Annotated in this window: 17 protein-coding genes; 12 read left to right on the top strand and 5 right to left on the bottom strand. The window is 63.6% G+C overall.

The genetic code is table 11. The features are described from left to right. Positions 1-42 precede the first annotated feature (42 nt). Positions 43-249 (top strand): hypothetical protein, encoded by a 207-nt coding sequence (locus DQG18_RS10160; protein ID WP_116654147.1) that lies wholly within the window; start codon positions 43-45, stop codon positions 247-249. A gap of 130 nt (positions 250-379) precedes the next feature. On the opposite strand, the gene DQG18_RS10155 is transcribed toward DQG18_RS10160, so the two are convergent. The 3 genes from DQG18_RS10155 to purM form a co-directional block, all read right to left on the bottom strand. After that, positions 380-1,267: a DMT family transporter gene (locus tag DQG18_RS10155; protein ID WP_198669725.1), complete on the bottom strand. Its 888-nt coding sequence runs from the start codon at positions 1,265-1,267 to the stop codon at positions 380-382. Positions 1,268-1,358: 91 nt separating this feature from the next. Next, positions 1,359-1,964 carry a phosphoribosylglycinamide formyltransferase gene (purN, locus tag DQG18_RS10150; RefSeq protein ID WP_116654145.1) on the bottom strand — a complete coding sequence of 202 codons (606 nt, stop codon included), beginning with the start codon at positions 1,962-1,964 and terminating at the stop codon, positions 1,359-1,361. Further along, positions 1,961-3,037, bottom strand: a complete 1,077-nt coding sequence (purM, locus tag DQG18_RS10145; protein ID WP_116654144.1) for a phosphoribosylformylglycinamidine cyclo-ligase — start codon at positions 3,035-3,037, stop codon at positions 1,961-1,963. The genes purN and purM overlap by 4 nt, the downstream gene beginning before the upstream one ends. Positions 3,038-3,231: 194 nt before the next feature. Here purM and DQG18_RS10140 point away from each other — a divergent pair, with 194 nt between their 5' ends. From DQG18_RS10140 to DQG18_RS10125, 4 genes are read left to right on the top strand one after another with little or no spacing between them, the layout of a single operon-like run. Continuing rightward, entirely contained in the window at positions 3,232-4,359 is a 1,128-nt protein-coding gene (locus DQG18_RS10140) for an AI-2E family transporter (RefSeq protein ID WP_116654143.1), read from the top strand. Then, positions 4,334-5,074, top strand: coding sequence for a P-loop NTPase family protein (locus DQG18_RS10135; RefSeq protein WP_116654142.1), 741 nt, complete (start codon positions 4,334-4,336; stop codon positions 5,072-5,074). Before DQG18_RS10140 ends, DQG18_RS10135 begins: the two co-directional genes overlap by 26 nt. Positions 5,075-5,086: 12 nt before the next feature. Further along, positions 5,087-7,270, top strand: coding sequence for an RNA degradosome polyphosphate kinase (locus DQG18_RS10130; protein ID WP_116654141.1), 2,184 nt, complete (start codon positions 5,087-5,089; stop codon positions 7,268-7,270). Next, positions 7,267-8,805: a Ppx/GppA family phosphatase gene (locus DQG18_RS10125; protein WP_116654140.1), complete on the top strand. Its 1,539-nt coding sequence runs from the start codon at positions 7,267-7,269 to the stop codon at positions 8,803-8,805. The genes DQG18_RS10130 and DQG18_RS10125 overlap by 4 nt, the downstream gene beginning before the upstream one ends. Positions 8,806-9,015: 210 nt before the next feature. On the opposite strand, the gene xth is transcribed toward DQG18_RS10125, so the two are convergent. Together xth and DQG18_RS10115 are read right to left on the bottom strand one after the other, a co-directional pair. Beyond that, complete coding sequence (gene xth, locus DQG18_RS10120; RefSeq protein WP_116654139.1) at positions 9,016-9,822, bottom strand: exodeoxyribonuclease III; 807 nt, start codon at positions 9,820-9,822, stop codon at positions 9,016-9,018. A gap of 52 nt (positions 9,823-9,874) precedes the next feature. After that, positions 9,875-10,225: a HesB/IscA family protein gene (locus DQG18_RS10115; protein WP_116654138.1), complete on the bottom strand. Its 351-nt coding sequence runs from the start codon at positions 10,223-10,225 to the stop codon at positions 9,875-9,877. Positions 10,226-10,309: 84 nt separating this feature from the next. On the opposite strand from DQG18_RS10115, the gene DQG18_RS10110 reads away from it, so the two are divergent. From DQG18_RS10110 to tatB, 7 genes are all read left to right on the top strand, one after another. After that, positions 10,310-11,503 (top strand): deoxyguanosinetriphosphate triphosphohydrolase, encoded by a 1,194-nt coding sequence (locus DQG18_RS10110; RefSeq protein ID WP_116654137.1) that lies wholly within the window; start codon positions 10,310-10,312, stop codon positions 11,501-11,503. A gap of 41 nt (positions 11,504-11,544) precedes the next feature. Then, entirely contained in the window at positions 11,545-13,296 is a 1,752-nt protein-coding gene (gene argS / locus DQG18_RS10105; protein WP_116654136.1) for an arginine--tRNA ligase, read from the top strand. 84 nt (positions 13,297-13,380) lie between these two features. Then, positions 13,381-15,246, top strand: a complete 1,866-nt coding sequence (locus DQG18_RS10100; RefSeq protein ID WP_116654135.1) for an SPOR domain-containing protein — start codon at positions 13,381-13,383, stop codon at positions 15,244-15,246. Positions 15,247-15,322: 76 nt separating this feature from the next. Then, positions 15,323-16,117 carry a segregation and condensation protein A gene (locus DQG18_RS10095; RefSeq protein WP_116654134.1) on the top strand — a complete coding sequence of 265 codons (795 nt, stop codon included), beginning with the start codon at positions 15,323-15,325 and terminating at the stop codon, positions 16,115-16,117. After that, complete coding sequence (scpB, locus tag DQG18_RS10090; protein ID WP_116654133.1) at positions 16,117-16,803, top strand: SMC-Scp complex subunit ScpB; 687 nt, start codon at positions 16,117-16,119, stop codon at positions 16,801-16,803. The genes DQG18_RS10095 and scpB overlap by 1 nt, the downstream gene beginning before the upstream one ends. Before the next feature lie 142 nt (positions 16,804-16,945). Next, positions 16,946-17,173, top strand: a complete 228-nt coding sequence (gene tatA / locus DQG18_RS10085; protein WP_116654132.1) for a twin-arginine translocase TatA/TatE family subunit — start codon at positions 16,946-16,948, stop codon at positions 17,171-17,173. A 47-nt stretch (positions 17,174-17,220) separates the two neighbouring features. Next, positions 17,221-17,838 carry a Sec-independent protein translocase protein TatB gene (gene tatB, locus DQG18_RS10080; RefSeq protein ID WP_116654131.1) on the top strand — a complete coding sequence of 206 codons (618 nt, stop codon included), beginning with the start codon at positions 17,221-17,223 and terminating at the stop codon, positions 17,836-17,838. Positions 17,839-17,840 lie beyond the last annotated feature (2 nt).

Genomic DNA, 17,840 nt, shown 5'->3' with positions numbered 1-17,840 from the left:
CGGGGTGTTTCAGCCGTTGTTTCGGTACAACGGAGAAACCCGATGACCGACCCGCAACCTCGTACCCCCAGGCCCGACGTTCCCAATCCCGACCCGATCCCGCCACTGCCCGACCGCGAGCGCGATCCCGTGCCGCCGCAACCGGATTCGCCCATTCCGATCCCCGAAGACCCGCAACCGCAGCGGCCCGATCCCGAGATTTTGCCCGACCCGACCGATCCGGGGTCACGGGGCGATCGCAATCCTTAAATGCTTTTTGACGGAAACGAGAATTTCCTCTTCGCTTCCCCGGCGGAAGCCGGGGTCCAGGCTCCTTGCGCCGCTATCGCAGAGGTGGCGAGATGGGTCCCGGCTTTCGCCGGGACAGCGATGAGGGGAGTCAGGCCGCCCTGCGCTGCCGCAGCCAGCGGGGGAAGCGGCCGTCGATGAGGAGGAGGCCAAGGAAGATGGCGGCCATTCCGAAAATGTGAGTCGGTTGAATCGCTTCGCCCAGAAAGCTCATGCCAAGAATCATGGCCGAGACCGGTGCGATGAAGGTGGTGGCCGAGAAGTTGGTCGCGCCGACACGGGGCAGGATGCGATACATGACCTGAAAGGTGAAGGCGGTGGCGATGAGACCGATGGAGAGCGCGGCGCCCCAGGTTTCAGGGCGCGTGATGGCCGGCGCGCCCTCGACGAAAAAGGCGAGGGGCACGGTGGCGACCGCCGCGCCGGTGAGGGCGATGGCGGCAAAGGCGGTCGGCTCGATATGCTTGTAGCTGCGGGTGATGTTGAGCGAGACTGCGTAACACACCGTTGCCAGCAGGCACGCGCCGATGGCCCAGAGTTGTGAATTGCTGTCGGCCGCAAGGGCAGGGGATGCAAGGATCGCAACGCCTGAAAAGCCCGCGATGACTCCGAGGCTCTTGGTGCGGGTGGCGCGTTCACCGTCGAACCAGAAATGGGAGACGATGACCGTCGTGATCGGGGTCAGCGCATTGACGATGGCTGCGACACCGCTGGCGACATCGGCCTGGGCGAGCGGGAAAAGGGAAAAGGGAATCGCATAGGCGAGCAGGCCCAAAAGGCTTAGTTGCACCCAGAGCCCGGCATCGCGCGGGATCGGCTTGCGCAGCGCGAAGAGGAACGACCAGCACCCCAGCGCAGCAATGCCCACGCGTAGCCCCGATACCCAGAGCGGGCCGATCTCGCGGATGAGAACCGTGTTGAAGATAAAGGAACTGCCCCAGATCGCCCCAAGCAGGACGATCAGCAGCCAGTCGCGCATTGCCATGGTCTTTAGCCTTGTCAGTCAGGGGGTGACGCTACGCCGGGAGTGGAACAAAGTCGAAACATTTGTGGCGATGAGTGTCATCAATTTATGTGATGACGCCACCCGGTTTTGACGTCCCGTCCAGAGCGACGCGCCTGAGCGCCTCGGGGTAAAGCCGGTGCTCCTCGGCCAGCACGCGGGCGGAAAGGGTTTCGGGGGTGTCGCCGGGCAGGACCGGTACGCGGGCTTGCAGGATCGCCGGGCCTTCGTCGAGGCCGGGGGTGACGAAATGGACCGTGCAGCCGTGTTCGGCAACGCCCGCCGCAAGGGCGCGCGCGTGGGTATTGAGGCCCCGGAAATCGGGGAGCAGGGACGGGTGGATATTGATGAGGCGTCCGGCCCAGCGTTGGGTAAATTCCGGGGTCAGGATGCGCATGAACCCGGCTAGGCACACGATCTCGGCGCCCCAGTCTTCGAGAATGCCGGTCAGCGCGTTCTCGAAATCGAGGCGGGTGTCGAACCGGCTCTGGGCGAGGGTCGCCGTGGGGATATCTTGGGCGCGCGCGGTCTGGAGGCCCGCCGCCCCGGCGCGGTTCGAGAAGACGCCGACGATCCGGGCCGGATAATCGGGTGCGCGGGCGGCATCGATCAGCGCGCTCATGTTCGAGCCGCGGCCCGAGATGAGGATCGCGGCGCGCTTTTTTTCGGTCATAGCGCCAGGGTGCCAGAAAACCGGACCGGGTCGCCGGTGCGTTCGGTGAGGGTGCCGACGATGGTTCCGGTTTCGCCGTGTTCGGCAAGGAGCGAAATGAGCTTTTCGGCATCATCGCTGGCGATAGCGACCAGCATGCCGACGCCGCAATTGAAGGTGCGGAGCATTTCGGTTGTCTCGATGCCGCCCTGCCGGGCGAGCCAGCCGAAGACTTTCGGGGGCACGATGGCGTCGAGGTCGACGCTGGCGGCAAGGTGTTTGGGCAGCACGCGGGGGATGTTTTCCTGAAAGCCGCCGCCGGTGATGTGGGCAAGCGCCTTGATGCCGAGGCCGGCGCGGAGGGACGCGAGGACGGGTTTTACGTAGATTTTCGTGGGAGCCAGCAACGCTTCGCCGAGGCTCTGGGATGGGGCGAAGGGGGCCGGATCGGACCATCCGAGGCCGGACATATCGACGATTTTGCGCACCAGCGAATAGCCGTTGGAGTGAACGCCGGAAGACGCGATGGCAACGAGGGTGTCGCCCGCCGCGATATCGGCGCGGGGCAGGAGCGTGCCGCGTTCGGCGGCGCCGACGGCAAACCCTGCAAGGTCGTAGTCGTCGCCATGATACATGCCGGGCATTTCGGCGGTTTCCCCGCCCAGCAGCGCGCAGCCGGCCTGGCGGCAACCTTCGGCGATGCCGTTGACGATGGCGGTGCCCTGCGCCACGTCGAGCGCGCCGGTGGCGAAATAATCGAGGAAGAACAGGGGCTCGGCGCCCTGTACGACGATGTCGTTTACGCACATGGCGACCAGATCGATGCCGACCGTGTCGTTGACGCCCGCATCGATGGCGATGCGCAGCTTGGTGCCCACCCCGTCATTGGCGGCAACGAGGACGGGATCGGCAAACCCTGCGGCCTTCAGGTCGAACAGCCCGCCAAAGCCGCCGATCTCTCCATCCGCGCCGGGGCGGCGGGTGGATTTGACGGCGGGCTTGATCGCCTCGACCAGCGCGTTGCCGGCGTCGATGTCGACCCCCGCCTGCTTGTAGGAGAGGCCGTTCGGTGGCAGTTTGGCGCTATCGACCATTTATCGGGTTTATCCACTTGGCTGCCCACAGGGGCGTAAGGGCAGCAGATTGACGTTGATCGCCCCACCGATGGGCTATAATCGATTGGCTGATAGCGGCTCACGGCGTTTCGCGCAAGGCTGGGGGCACTTCGGGTTCCAACCGAACACGTGGTATCCACTTCTTCCGGACGCTCCAAAAGGCAGGGACGGTCATGTCGCTCAAGAACCAGATCATCGCGTGGGTTTCCCTGCTGGTCGTCACCGGCCTGTTCCTGTGGATTTTCCGAGGCATCCTTCTGCCTTTCGTGCTGGGAATCGGGCTGGCCTATCTGCTCAATCCTCCGGTGACGTGGCTGGCCGAGCGGGGGCTGCATCGCGGGCTCGCAACAACCATCGCCATGCTCGTCTTTCTGCTCATCGTCATCGTTGCGATCCTGCTCGTGGTGCCGGTTCTGGTGCAGCAGGGGCTCGGGCTGGCGCGCAACATGCCGGGATATTTCGAGCAGTTGCAGGGCTTTGTGGAAATGCAGGTGCCGCGGCTCGAGCAATGGCTGGGCCCGCAGCGCATGGAAGAGCTCGAACGCGGGCTTGAGCAGATGTTCACCGATGTGATCGGGCTCGTAACGAACATCACCGGCCAGATCATGCAATCGAGCGCGAGTCTTATCGGCACGTTGAGCGTGCTCGTCGTGACCCCGGTGGTGGCGATCTACATGCTGCTCGACTGGGAACGCATGGTGGCAGCGGTCGATGGACTCCTGCCGCCACGCTACAAGGGCGAGATCAGGGCGCTGCTGGAGGAAATGGACGTAGCGCTGGGCGGATTCCTGCGCGGGCAGGGTGCGGTGCTCTTGATCCTTGCGGTTTATTACGGCATCGCGCTGTCGCTTGCCGGCCTGCATTTCGGGCTGGCCATCGGTATCATCACGGGGCTGTTCAGCTTCATCCCCTATCTCGGCTCGGCGCTGGGTTTCGGGCTTTCGATCGGGGTCGGGCTCGTGCAGTTCTGGCCGGACCCCATGATGATCTCGCTCATCGCGGCGATCTATCTTTTCGGGCAGTTGCTCGAAAGCTATTTTCTCTATCCCAAGCTGGTCGGCTCCTCGATCCGGCTGCATCCGGTGTGGATGATGTTCGCCATTTTCGCCTTCGCCGTGCTGTTCGGGGTGGTGGGGGTGCTGATGGCGGTGCCGCTGGCCGCGATCAGCGGCGTCCTGATGCGCTGGGCGGTGGTGAAATATCGCAACAGCCCGCTTTACCTCAGCGATCCGGCGCTGGTGAACCCAACTCTGGCCAATACGCCCAAGGACAATGATGCAGGCACCGGTAAGACAAGCTGAAAACGAGGATGATCATCTGGCCGATCTTGCGCAGGCGAGGGGGCAGCTCGTTCTCGATCTGGGACATATCGAGGCGCAGAGCGTGGATGATTTCATGGTCTGCGAGGGCAACAGGCTGGCCTTTTCCCATGTGCTTGCCTTTCCCGAGTGGTCGTCTGCCCTGACGCTTGTCGAGGGGCCGGTGAAATCGGGCAAATCGCATCTCGCGCGCATCTGGGTGGGCCGCGCCGGGGCAGGGATCGTGGGGCGGGACGATCTCGACGCGCTGGCGGCGGAGGGCGGAACGGGGCCGGTTCTGATCGAGGATGTGGACCGGGCCGGATATGATGAGGCGGGGCTGTTTCACCTGCTCAACCAGTCGATGCGCGACGAGCGGCCCGTGCTGATGACGGCAAGAACGCCGGTGGCGAACTGGCCCTATGCGACCGATGACGTCAAATCCCGGGCACGGCTGGCCTCGCACTTCCCGATCACCGCTCCCGATGACATCTTGTTGTCGCAGATGTTCGTAAAACTGTTTGCCGACCGGCAGTTGTCGGTGGACCCGAAAGTGATTTCCTATCTGGTGACGCGCATGGAGCGGTCGTCCGAGGAAGTGGTTGCACTGGTTTCCATCGCCGACAGGCTGGCGCTCTCGCGCGGGCGGGCCATTACGCGGGCCATCGCCGCCGAGGCGCTGGACATCCGTGCCGCGCGACACGCAGATGGCAGATAAGGGCATTTGAAAATGGACGAGATGGCGCATTACGACGAGCAACCCGCCGAGGATATCACGCCCGATATCGAGGCGCTGCGCGAAAGCCCCGCGCGGTTCGTCAACCGTGAGGTGAGCTGGCTGCAGTTCAACATGCGGGTGCTGGAAGAGGCCGCCAACCTCAACCATCCACTGCTGGAGCGGTTGCGGTTCGTCTCGATCTCGGCCAACAATCTCGATGAGTTCTTCATGGTACGCGTCGCCGGACTCAAGGGCCAGTTGCGCGCCGGGTTGCCGCGCGAGAGCGCAGACGGCATGACGCCGACCGAGCAGCTCGAGGAGATTTCGACGCTCGCCCAGCACCTCCATCTCGAACAGCAGGACCAGTGGCAGTCGATCCGCGAGGAACTGTTCAAGGAAAATATCGTCCTGCTCGAGGAATCCGATCTGGGGCCCGAGCAGATCGAGTTCCTGCAAAAAATATTCCGCGAGGAGATTTTCCCGGTCTTGACGCCGATCGCCATTGATCCGGCCCATCCGTTCCCCTTCATCCCCAATCTGGGGTTCTCGCTGGCCTTTCAGCTCACGCGCGCCACGGACAACACGCATATGACGGCGCTGGTGCGCATCCCATCCAATCTCGACCGGTTCGTGAAGCTCCCGACGAGGGAAATATCGGATCGCAGGGTGGAGATGGTGACCATCGAGACGATGGTGAAGCTGTTCTTCCACAAGATATTTCCCGGCTTCTCCATCGTGGGTTCGGGCGCGTTCCGCATCGTGCGCGACAGTGAGATCGAGATCGACGACGAGGCGGCGGACCTCGTGGTCGAGTTCGAGTCCGCGTTGCGGCAAAGGCGGCGCGGGCAGGTGATCCGGCTCGAAATCAACAGCTCGACCCCGCGCAGCCTCAAGCGGCTGATCGCCGATGAACTGGGCATCGGGATCGAGGATACGTTCGAGGTGGACGGCTTCCTCGGGCTGGCGGATGCGGACCGGATCTACGCTCTCGACCGGCCCGAGCTGAAATTCCCGCGCTATCACGCGCGTTTCCCCGAGCGCATCCGTGATCACCACGGAGACTGTTTTGCGGCGATCCGGGAAAAGGACATCGTGGTCCATCACCCTTACGAGAGCTTCGACGTGGTGGCCCAGTTCATCGCGCAAGCGGCGCGCGATCCGGACGTGGTGGCCATCAAGCAGACGCTTTATCGCACGTCCAAGGATTCCCCCATCGTCAAGGCGCTGATCGCGGCGGCCGAGGCGGGCAAGTCGGTGACGGCGCTGGTCGAATTGAAGGCGCGGTTCGATGAGGAAGCCAATATCCGCTGGGCGCGCGACCTTGAACGCGCGGGCGTGCAGGTGGTGTTCGGGTTCATCGAGCTCAAGACCCACGCCAAGCTCAGCCAGGTGGTGCGGCGCGAGAAGGGCAAGCTCGCCTCCTACTGCCATGTGGGGACGGGGAACTACCATCCGGTCACGGCCAAGATCTATACCGACCTTTCCTATTTCACCGCCGATCCGGTGATCACGCGCGATGTGGCGCGGGTGTTCAACTTCATCACCGGCTATGCGCGGCCGACCGAACTCGAAGCGATCGCTATTTCGCCCATTACGCTCCGGCAGCGGCTGATGGACCATATCGCGATGGAGGCGGAGTTCGCGCGGCGGGGCGAACCGGCCTCGATCTGGCTCAAATGCAATGCGCTGGTCGATCCCGAACTCACCGACGCACTCTACGATGCCAGCCAGGCTGGGGTGAAGGTCGAACTGGTGGTGCGCGGCATCTGTTGCCTCAGGCCCGGTATTCCGGGGTTTTCGGACAATATCCGCGTGAAATCGATTGTGGGGCGGTTTCTCGAACACTCGCGGATCTACTGTTTCGGCAATGGGCGCGAAATGCCCTCGCGCGATGCGGCGGTCTATATTTCCTCGGCGGACCTGATGACGCGCAACCTCGACTGGCGCGTGGAAACGCTGGTGCCGATCAAGAACAAGACTGTGCACAAGCAAATTCTCGATAGAATTATGGTCGCCAATCTGCGAGACAACCAGCAGAGTTGGGAAGTTCTGCCCGACGGTACGGCTCAGCGCATCGTGCCGGGGGAGGGCGAGGAACCTTTCAACGCGCATGACTACTTTATGACCAATCCTTCGCTTTCGGGACGCGGCAGCGCCCTTCACGGGCAGGAGGATGACGAAGAAGGTGCCGATTGATCCGATTCTGGAGCGTTGAGTCCGACCCTGCCGGGCAGGGGCGCATCGCCGGGGCAAAACCGGTGGCGGTGCTCGATATAGGCTCGAACTCGGTGCGCCTCGTCGTTTACGAACGCCTCGCGCGGGCACTGACGGTTCTTTACAACGAAAAGGCGTCCTCGACGCTGGGGCGCGGTGTGGCACAGACGGGCCTGCTCGCCGAAGCGAGCATGGCGCACGCGTTCAAGGCGATAAAGCGGTTCGCGCTGGTGTGCCGGCTGATGGAGGCCGGTGAGGTGCATGTGCTTGCCACCTCGGCGGTGCGACAGGCCGGGAACGGCCCCCAATTCACCCGTGAGGCCGAAGAGATCATCGGCGTGCCCGTCCGCGTGCTGAGCGGGGAGGAGGAAGCTCATTTCGCCGCGCTGGGCGTTGTTTCCGGCATGCCCGATTTCAAGGGGGTAACGGGCGATCTGGGCGGGGGGAGCCTTGAACTGGCCATCGTGCGCGGACGCAAGGACTGTTCCACGGAAACCCACGAACTCGGTGTTATCCGGCTGCAGGACGATAGTGAAATGTCGCCGGCGCGGGCGGTGGAGATCGTGCGTGAACGGCTGGCGAAATCGGAAGCGATCCGGCGCGAGCCGCTCGAGACCTTTGCGGCGATCGGGGGCACCTGGCGCGCGCTGGCCCGGCTGCATCAGGCGCGCTGCAAATATCCGCTGCATATGGTGCAGCATTACGAAGTGCCGGTTTCAGACATACTGCCGCTCTGCGATGCGCTGGTGGAGGACAGGAAGCAGGTTGGGGGGATGGACACGGTGGCTAGCGCGCGCCGGGGGCTGCTGCCCTATGGCGCGGCGGTGCTTGCGGAAATCCTCAGGGCCGGCGGCTTCAAGACGGTGATTTTTTCCGCGCTGGGCGTGCGCGAGGGCTATCTCTATGACCGGCTTGCGGATGAGGAAAAGGACGACGATCCGCTGATCGAGGCGTGTAAGGAGATTTCGGTGCTCCGCTCGCGCGCGCCCGAATTTGCCGGGGACATCATCGCGGGCAGCGCCGAATTGCTGGCGATCCTGAGGGTGGACGAAACACCCGACGAGCGGCGGTTGCGCGAGGCGGTGTGCTATATCTCGGACATCGGATGGCGGGCGCATCCGGACTATCGGGGCGAACAGAGTATCGACATGATCGCTTTTTCCGACATCATCGGAATCGGCCATCCGGGGCGCGCCTTTCTCGCCCAGACGGTCGCCCTGCGCTATATGGGTTTCAAGCAAAAGAGCACCAGCAAGAAGCTGCTTTCGCTGGCCGGCGAACACCTCACCGCCCGGGCGCGGCTGATCGCGGCCTATTTTCGCGTCGCCTATCCGCTGGCGGCGGCCATGCCGGGCATCGTGCCGCGCACCTGGTTCACGGTGGAAAACCAGATGCTCATCCTCAACCTTCCCTCGGACCTCGCCTTCCTCGACGGCGACCGCATGCGCGGACGCCAGCAGCAACTGGCAGTCGAGGCTGGCTTCCGCGATGGGACGATCGTGGTGGCAGAGGGGTAGATCATTTCACGTTTTGATTGAACCGGCACAGAGCGGCGCGTTTTGAAAGATCGCGCTGGATTGCCGGTAATGAATACCGGAATGACACTGGTGATTTTGGCCGATACCTGCCCCATACCCGCTTGTCACCCCGGGATTCATTCCCGGGATCCAGACCGAACCCGCCGCAATCGCGGAAGCTTCGACGATTCCGTCAAATACTGACCGGCTCTAAGCCGCCTTCGCCTTGCCTCCGACGAGGGCGAATTCGGCTTCCACCGGCACATGGTCGGAAGGCTTGTCCCAGCCGCGGGTATCCTTGTGGATCTTGACCGCGTTCAGGCGGTCGGCGGCTTGGGGTGAAAGCAGCAGGTGGTCGATGCGGATGCCCCAGTTGCGGCGCCAGGCGCCGTTCTGGAAATCCCAGTAGGTGTAGGCGGGATCGGAGGTCGTCGCGCGTACCGCGTCGGTCAGCCCCAGGTTTACGAGCCGCCGCCACTTTTCGAGGCTTTCGGGGCGGAACAGCGCGTCGCCCCACCAGACCTTGGGGTCGTGGCAGTCGTGACCGGTGGGGATGAGGTTGAAATCGCCCATCAGGATGAAGGGTTCTTCGAGGGTCAGGCGCTCCTCGACGAAGGCGTGAAGCCTTTTCATCCAGCCGAGCTTATAGGGGAGTTTTTCGGTATCGACCGGATTGCCGTTGGGCAGGTAGATGTTGCACACCCTTATGACGCCGCCGTCCTCGGTCGAGAACACGCCTTCGATCAGCCGCGCCTGTTCGTCCGAATCATCGCCGGGCAGGCCGCGATAAACCTCGTCGAAGGGAAGTTTGGAGAGGAGGGCGACGCCGTTGAAACTCTTCTGGCCGAAGGTTTCGAGATTGTAGCCCCGCGCCTCGAACTCGGCGCGCGGGAATTTCTCATCCAGGCACTTGATCTCCTGCAGGCCCACAATGTCGGGTTTGACCTCGTCGAGCCAAGTAAGAACCGCATGGTGGCGGGCGTTGATGCCGTTGATGTTCCAGGTGGCGATTCTCATGGGCGGCCCCGCTTGCGTTACGGTCCGACTTTAGCGGGGACCGCGCCGCCGATCAAACGGCGAAGCTGGTGCCACAGCCGCAGGAGGCGACCACGTTGGGATTTTTGATCTGGAAGGACTGGCCGATCAGGTCGTCCACGAAATCGATCTCGGCGCCGCCCATGAATTCAAGGCTCATGGTATCGATGAGAACCGTCGCCCCGTCGCGCGAAAGAACGACATCGTCCTCGCCCGGCGATTCCCGGACGAGGTTGTATTCATACTGAAAGCCGGAGCAGCCGCCGCCCGCCACCGAAATGCGCAGGACGGTGCCCGGTTCTTCCCCGGCCACGATCTTGTTGATCCTTTTGGCCGCGCGCTCTGTCAAAACGACATGGTTTGGTGCTAACTGGGTATCGGCCATATTCCGCTCGCGAGATGATCCGTTTCGTTTACGCAACATAATATCGTCAAGCGACGATGAAAAGGGGCGCGTCCGAAAAGCCTGATGTCCAGCCTAGCACCCTATGCTTCCGATCCGGCCCGGACGCGCGGGCGGCTGTTCGTGCCCGGCGCCAGCCCGACGCGCTCGGAATTCCAGCGCGACCGCGACAGGATCATCCATTCGACCGCGTTCCGGCGGCTCCAGCACAAGACGCAGGTGTTCCTGCATCATGAGGGCCAGCATTTCCGTACGCGCCTGACCCATACGCTGGAGGTGAGCCAGATCGCGCGGTCCATCGCGCGGGCGCTGGGGCTCAACGAGGATCTGGCCGAGGCCGTGGCGCTGGCCCACGATCTCGGACATACCCCGTTCGGGCATGCGGGCGAGAGGGTCATGGCCGAGCGTATGGGAAAATGGGGCGGTTTCGACCACAACATGCAGGCGCTGCGGGTCGTCACCAAACTGGAAAACCGCTATGCCGCCCATGACGGGCTCAACCTCACATGGGAAACGCTCGAAGGCATCCTCAAGCACAACGGTCCGTTGACAGGCGCCGGGGGCCAGCCCGTCGGGCGATATGTCGAGCAGGGGCTGCCGCCCGGCTACGATAAGGTCGAGGCCAGCGCCGATCTGATGCTCGATACTCATGCGAGCCTCGAGGCGCAGGCGGCGGCAATCGCCGACGATATCGCCTACAATGCTCACGATATCGACGATGCGGCACGGGCCGGGCTTTTGACCATAGGCGATCTGCTCGATGTGCCGCTGGTCGGGCCCATTGCGCGCGAAGTGCTCGATTTGTGGCCCGGTGCCGAGCGCTACCGGCAGATCCACGAGGTACAAAGGCGGCTGATCACGCGCACCATCGAGGCGGTAATCGCCGAGAGCGCGGCGCGGATCGCAAAAGCAGATCCGCGCGATGCCGATGCCGTGCGGCGCTGCGGGCGGACGCTTGTCGGGTTTCCCGAAGCCATGGCGCGGGACGAAAGGGCGCTCAAGGCGCTTCTTTTCGCCCGGGTCTATCGGCACCCCAAGGTCATGGAGCCGGTCGAGGCCGGAGAGGCCATCGTCGGGCGGCTGTTCGACGCCTATCTCGATACGGGCGACATGCCGGGCCGGTGGGGCGCGCTGTGGCGCGACGCGCCTGATGCGATGGCACGGGCGCGGACCGTGTGCGATTTCGTTGCAGGGATGACCGATCCCTTCGCACTGGACGAACACGCGCGTCTGTTTGACGAGCGGTCCGATTTCCGGTAACCGGAACGGCTTGTCATCCCGGACCCTTCAGGTTTTTTCCCATGGACATCTTTGCCCTTTTTGAAGGGCGCGTCGCCGATGCGTTGACCGCCAGCTTCCCCGAACTCGCCAGCCGGAACGAGGTTCTCGCGCGCGTGGTGGTGGAGCCGCCCCGCGATGCCACGCATGGCGACCTTTCCACCAATGCCGCCATGGTCGTCGCCAAGCCGCTGGGCAAGAACCCGCGTGAGGTCGCAACGGTGCTGGCCGATCATTTCGGCAGCGACCCCGATGTGGCGTCGGCGGAAGTGGCCGGGCCGGGCTTTCTGAATTTCAGGCTCGATGCGGGCGTCTGGCACAAGGTGCTGGCCTCGGTGGCCGAGCAAGGGGCCGATTTCGGGCGCTCCGATGTGGGACAGGGCGAAAAGGTCAACGTCGAATATGTGTCGGCCAACCCCACCGGCCCCATGCATGTGGGGCACACGCGGGGCGCGGTGTTCGGCGATGCGCTGGCTTCGCTGCTTGCCTATACCGGCTATGACGTAACCAAAGAATATTACATCAACGATGCGGGTTCGCAGGTCGATACGCTGGCGCGCTCGGCTTTCCTGCGCTACCGCGAGGCGCTGGGCGAGACCATCGAGATACCGGCGGGGTTCTATCCGGGCGATTATCTGGTTCCGGTCGGCCTGTCGCTGGTCGAGGAATTTGGCAACAGCCTTCTGGGCAAGCCCGAGGATGCCTGGCTTCCACCGGTCAAGCAGCACGTTCTGGCCGCGATGATGGAACTGATCAAGGCGGACCTCAAAAAACTCAATATCGAGCATGACGTGTTCTTTTCCGAACGCACCCTGCACGGGCCGGGCGGCGACATCGAGGAAACGCTCGACTGGCTGCGCGAAAGAGGGCTGGTCTATGAAGGCCGGCTCGAGCCGCCAAAGGGCAAGCTGCCCGAGGATTGGGAAGACCGCGAGCAGACCCTGTTCCGGGCCACCCAGTTCGGGGACGATACCGACCGCGCGCTCATCAAGTCCGATGGCAGCTATACCTATTTTGCCGCCGATATCGCCTATCACCGCAACAAGGTGCTGCGCGGGTTCACGGCGCTGATCGACGTGCTGGGTGCCGACCACGCGGGCTACGCGGCGCGGATCACCGCCGCGGTCAAGGCCGTTTCCGACGGCAAGGCGCAGGCCGATGTGCGCTTCTGTCAGCTCGTCAAGCTGTTGCGCAATGGCGAGCCAGTCAAAATGTCCAAGCGTTCCGGCGATCTGGTGACGCTTGCTGAAGTCGTGGATGAAGTGGGTGCGGACGCGACCCGATTCATGCTTCTGTTCCGGCGCAACGACGCGCCGCTCGATTTCGACTTCGCGGTCGTTAAGGAGCAGACGCGGGATAATCCGGTCTTTTATGTCCAGTACGCCCATGCGCGGACATGGTCGATATTTCGCAACGCGGCGCGTGACTTGCCCGGCCTCGATATCTCGGCATCCGCACTCAGGGGGGCCGATCTGTCGCTATTGTCTTCGCCCGACGAACTCGATCTCATCCGGCTCGTGGGGTCGTGGCCGCGCCAGGTCGCGGCGGCGGCACGGGCGCATGAGCCGCATCGGCTGGCCTTTTATTTGCATGAACTTGCCGCGCAATTTCACGCCTTCTGGGCCAGGGGCAAGGAAAACCCAGCATTACGGTTTGTTAACGACGATAACCCCACACTGACCCTGGCACGACTCGCGCTGGTTGACAGCGTGCGTCAGGTGCTCAGCAACGGTCTTGGGCTTCTCGGCGTCTCGGCGCCGGAGGAGCTTTCATAATTCAGGCGCATTGCTGTGGACAAGTGCCCGCCCGTCCTTTGAAATAGAGGACAAGTCTAGAACCGAATATCGGGGCGCCGCTCTATGGACACGACCAAGCAAAACCCTTTGCAGGGCGCAGAGGAGTCCGACGATCTCATTGCGGAACTTGCGCGCCTCGTTGCGCGGGATGCCCGCAGCCAGTCCGCCAACAGCGCCGTCTACAGCCCGGAGCCCGAACCCGAGCCGCAATTGCCTGTCGACGATTACGCAGAGCCGGAGCGGAACGAGACGGGCTATGACGATTACGCGGAGACCGCCGACGATGCCGCGATGACATCGCGACCGGAACCGGCTTTCGACTTCGATTTCAATTTCGCGGGCAATGCCGATACACCGGCGCCGGTGGCCGATGAACATGACGAAATCGCCGAACTGATCGCAAGCGCCGAAGTGGACGATCAGCCGACCCGGGAAGATGATGACGAGTTTCCCGGTTATGCGGTCGAACCCGTTCTCGCTCCTGAAATATCTGTCAGCGACGCTGCGCCTCGGAGCGAGCCGCAGCCTCCGCCCGAAGAATTTTACGCCCAGTCAAGCGCTCCCGGCCAGATCGGGGACAGCGATCCGTTGAGCGAGATCGAGGCGCTGATCGGGGAGGCGGCGCAGGTGAGCGCCAATGCGACGGCCAATAGCGGGCGTAAGGTGCGTTCGAGCTATCTCGATACGCCCGATTATCAAGACATAAGGGCCGAACGCGCCGTCGATGCAGCGGAATCGGCCATTCTGGCGGCTGCCGCAGCCAGCGGCGCGGAGATTTCCCATATCGAGGAACCCGTCCGGCCGGAGCCCGAACCCGCGGCAGAACCCTCGTTCGACCCCACCGATTTCCGGCAGGACAATCTGGATGCCGCAGGCGCTGAAATGGGCCCCGAGCCGGTCGAGGACGATGAAGTCCCCGTGCGGCGGCCTCGCCGTCGTGGCGGATATATCCTTCCGGCGGCTGCGGGCACGGCCATCGTGGCGCTGCTCGGTGCGGGCTATTTCTTTTTTCTCGCGCCGCCGCCCGTTCCCGGTGAGGCGCCGGTGCTGGTGGCCGATACCGGAGATTTGAAGGAGGTGCCCGAAGATACCGGGACACCCTCGACCGCATCGGAATCGGTGATCTTCAACGAAATCGATGGCAATACCGTTTCACCCGAAGACGAGGCACTCGTCTCGCGCGACCAGACCGATGGCGCGACCGGGGCCGAAATCGGCAGCGTCATCGCGCCGGAAGAGGGCGAAACCGCGCTGGCCAACCGCCCGGTGCGGACGGTCACCGTCCGGCCCGACGGCACCATCGTTTCCAGCGACAACAGCATCGCGGGCAGCAATGTGCTGCCGGTCGACCGCCCTGACGTGCCTTCGGTGCCCAACAGTACGCTGACGGCAGACCCCATCGGGGAGGCTATCGCCGCCGCGATTGCCGAGGAGCCGGTCGGGACGCAGAGCCCGGCGATCACCGGGACACCGGCAGAGGTGCCCGCTGAAACGGGGGCGTCGGCCCCGATCGTCGATCCCGAACTGGTCCCGCGTCCCGTCGCGCGCCCTGCGGGGCTTGCATCGCCGCAGGCCGCGCCCCAGCCGGTGCAATCCGCGCCGCAGACCATCGAGACCGCAGAGGCGCAACCGCTTGCCGTTCCCGCGCCCGCTCCGGCGGCCACGACGGCGGCGGCGGGCACTGTGGGCGCGTGGGTGCAGCTTTCTTCCCAGCGCTCCGAGGAAGCCGCGCAGGCCGACATTCCCAGCCTTCAATCGCGATATGGCGCGTTGTTCAACGGAACGGCGCTCGACGTCAGCCGTGTCGATCTTGGCGAGCGCGGTATTTACTACCGCGTGAGACTTCCCCAGCCGAGCATGGCCGAGGCCAATACGGTGTGCGACGCCATCAAGGGGCAGGGCGGGGATTGTTTCGTCCTGAACAATTAACGCTTGCGGCTTGACGGAATAAAGGGGAGTGGCAATGCTGCTCCCCCGCGACTTTTGAGGCGCTTTCTTGTTCCCGATGACCGATACGCAGCATAACTGGCTGGAAGCCGAGCCGTCCGCAGCCATCGAACCGGACGCGGTGCTGCGTGTCGATGTGGGCGGCTATGAAGGGCCGCTCGACCTGCTGCTCGATCTGGCGCGCAAGCAGAAGGTCGATCTGGCGCAGATTTCCGTTCTGGCGCTGGCCGAGCAATACCTCGCTTTTATCGAAACGGTGCGCAAGCAGCGCATCGAGATCGCCGCCGACTACCTCGTGATGGCGGCGTGGCTGGCCTATCTCAAGAGCCGGCTGATGGTGCCGCAGCAGGCCGACGACGATGAGCCGACCGGCGAGGAAATGGCGGCGTTGCTCCAATTCAGGCTGGCAAGGCTCGAAGCCATGCGCGAGGCCGCCGCCCGGCTGATGAACCGCCCCCGGTTTGGACGCGACGTTTTTGCGCGTGGCATGCCAGAGCCGGTATCGATCACCCGCCATAGTCTTTGGGAAGCCGATCTCTACCAGCTTTTGCGCGCCTATGCGGCGCAGCGTGAGAGGGCGATCCCGGCTGAATATGCGCCGGTGCAACGCACCGTCTGGGCCTTGCAGGAGGCGCGCGACATTCTCGAACGCCTGATCGGGCAGAATTTCGAGTGGGTGGCGCTCGATACCTATCTCGCCCATTATCTGGGAGAGCCACAGGAGCGCGCGACGGTGCTGGCCTCGACGTTCAGCGCCTCGCTGGAACTGGTGCGGCTGGGGCAGGTCGAGTTGCGCCAGAGCGAGGCGTTCGCCCCCCTGCTGCTGCGCCGCCGCAAGGCGGATGTCGATTGATGGGCGAGCCGTTCGACACCTCCGACGAGCCGGAACTGCATGCGCGCAATCTGCGCGTGCTCGAAGCCCTGCTGTTCGCTTCCGCCGAACCCGTGGATTTGAAGGACGTTCAGCCGTTCCTTTCGGAAGCCGCCGATGTCGGGGCTCTGGCACTCGAATTGCAGGCAGCTTATGCGGGCAGGGGGGTCAACCTCGTTCAGCGCGGCGACAAATGGGCGTTCCGGACGGCGGAAGACCTCAATTTCCTGCTGCGCCGCGAGGAGACCGATTCCCGTCCGCTGTCGCGCGCGGCGCTCGAAACGCTGGCCATGATCGCCTATCACCAGCCCGTCACGCGCGCGGAGATCGAGGAATTGCGCGGCGTATCGATCTCGAGAGGCACCCTCGACGTGTTGATGGAAGCAGGCTGGATCAGGATGCGCGGGCGGCGGCGGACGCCGGGGCGGCCGGTAACCTATGGCACAACGGAAGGGTTTCTCGATCATTTCGGGCTGGAAACGCTGGCCGACCTGCCGGGTCTTGAGGAACTCAAGGGCGCTGGCTTGCTGTCGAGCAGGCTTCCAACGAGCTTCCAGATCCCCTTGCCCCATGACGGCGAACTGCGCGAGGATGAAGATCCCCTCGATCCCGACGATCAGGGAGAGCTTGAAGGGAGTCTGCTGGACGAGGCGCGGGGCGAGGATTGATGCGCCCGCGAAAAGCCTGTGCGGCAAATGTGGTTGAGGGGCCAAGTCTTCCTTGTTTTCGACGCTGTTTGACAATATCTGTCACAGGTAAATGGCCAAGGCTGGCGCGTCGTGTTGCCGGCCGACCAAAGGAGGTACCGACATGAATCCCGGACCCTGGGGTATTCTGATTATCGCGCTCGTTGTGCTGTTGCTGTTCGGGCGCGGCAAGATCTCGAACATGATGGGCGAGGTGGCCGGCGGCATCAAGGCGTTCCGCAAGGGTATGGCCGAAGACGACGATAAGCCCGTCGCCGAGATCGAACAGCCCCGCCAGGCCGAGACCACACTCAGCGAAGCCAAGGAAGTCGATCGCAGCAAGGATGCCTAGCCGTCTTTTTGCGTCTCTGGGCTTCGATGGGTAAGGGGTAGCCTGATATGCTTGGCATCGGCTGGGCCGAAATGCTCGTGATCGCGGTTCTGGCGCTGGTCGTCGTGGGCCCGAAGGAGTTGCCCATGCTGCTGCGCAATCTCGGCCGCATGATGGGCACGGTGCGCCGCATGAGCAACGAGTTCCGGCAGGAAATCGACAAGGCGATCGCTGCGGAGGAATTCAAGGAAGCCCAGAAGGCGATCTCCGACCCGCTGAGGCAAACGACCGAGGATATCCGCAAGGAATTCAATGCAATCGGCAGGGACGGAAAACCCCAGCCGTCCGGCAAGCTCAAGCCAAGCGATCCCGGAGCGGAGAGCGTGGTCGGTGAAATTCATGCCCAGGCCGGTATTACGCCGCCCGCCCCCGCAGATCCTGACCGCGCCGGGGCCGCACTCCAGGCGCAGGTAAAGGCCCGCATGGACGTAACGAAAGCGGCTGAGGCCGGGCAGGCAACCGCAAAGGCACCGGCCCGGAAGCCCGCTGCGAAAAAGCCCGCGGCGGCAAAAACCGCCGGCACTCCGGCAAAGGCAAAGAAGGCCACGTCCGCTGCCGGCAAGACGACGGCAGCCAAGCCCCGCAAACAGGCCGCCAAGCCCGCCAGCGGCAACGGGAAAGACTGATC

The sequence above is a fragment of the Pelagibacterium sediminicola genome (assembly GCF_003390885.1).
Taxonomy (GTDB): Bacteria; Pseudomonadota; Alphaproteobacteria; order Rhizobiales; family Devosiaceae; genus Pelagibacterium; species Pelagibacterium sediminicola.
The sequence above is the reverse complement of the archived record's forward strand: the minus strand, read 5'-3'. Positions and strand labels throughout refer to the sequence as shown.

Coding starts and splice junctions, on each gene's coding strand:
- DQG18_RS10160 (WP_116654147.1), top strand. CDS start 43: ATGACCGACCCGCAACCTCGTACCCCCAGGCCCGACGTTCCCAATCCC.
- DQG18_RS10155 (WP_198669725.1), bottom strand. CDS start 1,267: ATGCGCGACTGGCTGCTGATCGTCCTGCTTGGGGCGATCTGGGGCAGT.
- purN (WP_116654145.1), bottom strand. CDS start 1,964: ATGACCGAAAAAAAGCGCGCCGCGATCCTCATCTCGGGCCGCGGCTCG.
- purM (WP_116654144.1), bottom strand. CDS start 3,037: ATGGTCGATAGCGCCAAACTGCCACCGAACGGCCTCTCCTACAAGCAG.
- DQG18_RS10140 (WP_116654143.1), top strand. CDS start 3,232: ATGTCGCTCAAGAACCAGATCATCGCGTGGGTTTCCCTGCTGGTCGTC.
- DQG18_RS10135 (WP_116654142.1), top strand. CDS start 4,334: ATGCAGGCACCGGTAAGACAAGCTGAAAACGAGGATGATCATCTGGCC.
- DQG18_RS10130 (WP_116654141.1), top strand. CDS start 5,087: ATGGACGAGATGGCGCATTACGACGAGCAACCCGCCGAGGATATCACG.
- xth (WP_116654139.1), bottom strand. CDS start 9,822: ATGAGAATCGCCACCTGGAACATCAACGGCATCAACGCCCGCCACCAT.
- DQG18_RS10115 (WP_116654138.1), bottom strand. CDS start 10,225: ATGGCCGATACCCAGTTAGCACCAAACCATGTCGTTTTGACAGAGCGC.
- DQG18_RS10110 (WP_116654137.1), top strand. CDS start 10,310: ATGTCCAGCCTAGCACCCTATGCTTCCGATCCGGCCCGGACGCGCGGG.
- argS (WP_116654136.1), top strand. CDS start 11,545: ATGGACATCTTTGCCCTTTTTGAAGGGCGCGTCGCCGATGCGTTGACC.
- DQG18_RS10100 (WP_116654135.1), top strand. CDS start 13,381: ATGGACACGACCAAGCAAAACCCTTTGCAGGGCGCAGAGGAGTCCGAC.
- DQG18_RS10095 (WP_116654134.1), top strand. CDS start 15,323: ATGACCGATACGCAGCATAACTGGCTGGAAGCCGAGCCGTCCGCAGCC.
- scpB (WP_116654133.1), top strand. CDS start 16,117: ATGGGCGAGCCGTTCGACACCTCCGACGAGCCGGAACTGCATGCGCGC.
- tatA (WP_116654132.1), top strand. CDS start 16,946: ATGAATCCCGGACCCTGGGGTATTCTGATTATCGCGCTCGTTGTGCTG.
- tatB (WP_116654131.1), top strand. CDS start 17,221: ATGCTTGGCATCGGCTGGGCCGAAATGCTCGTGATCGCGGTTCTGGCG.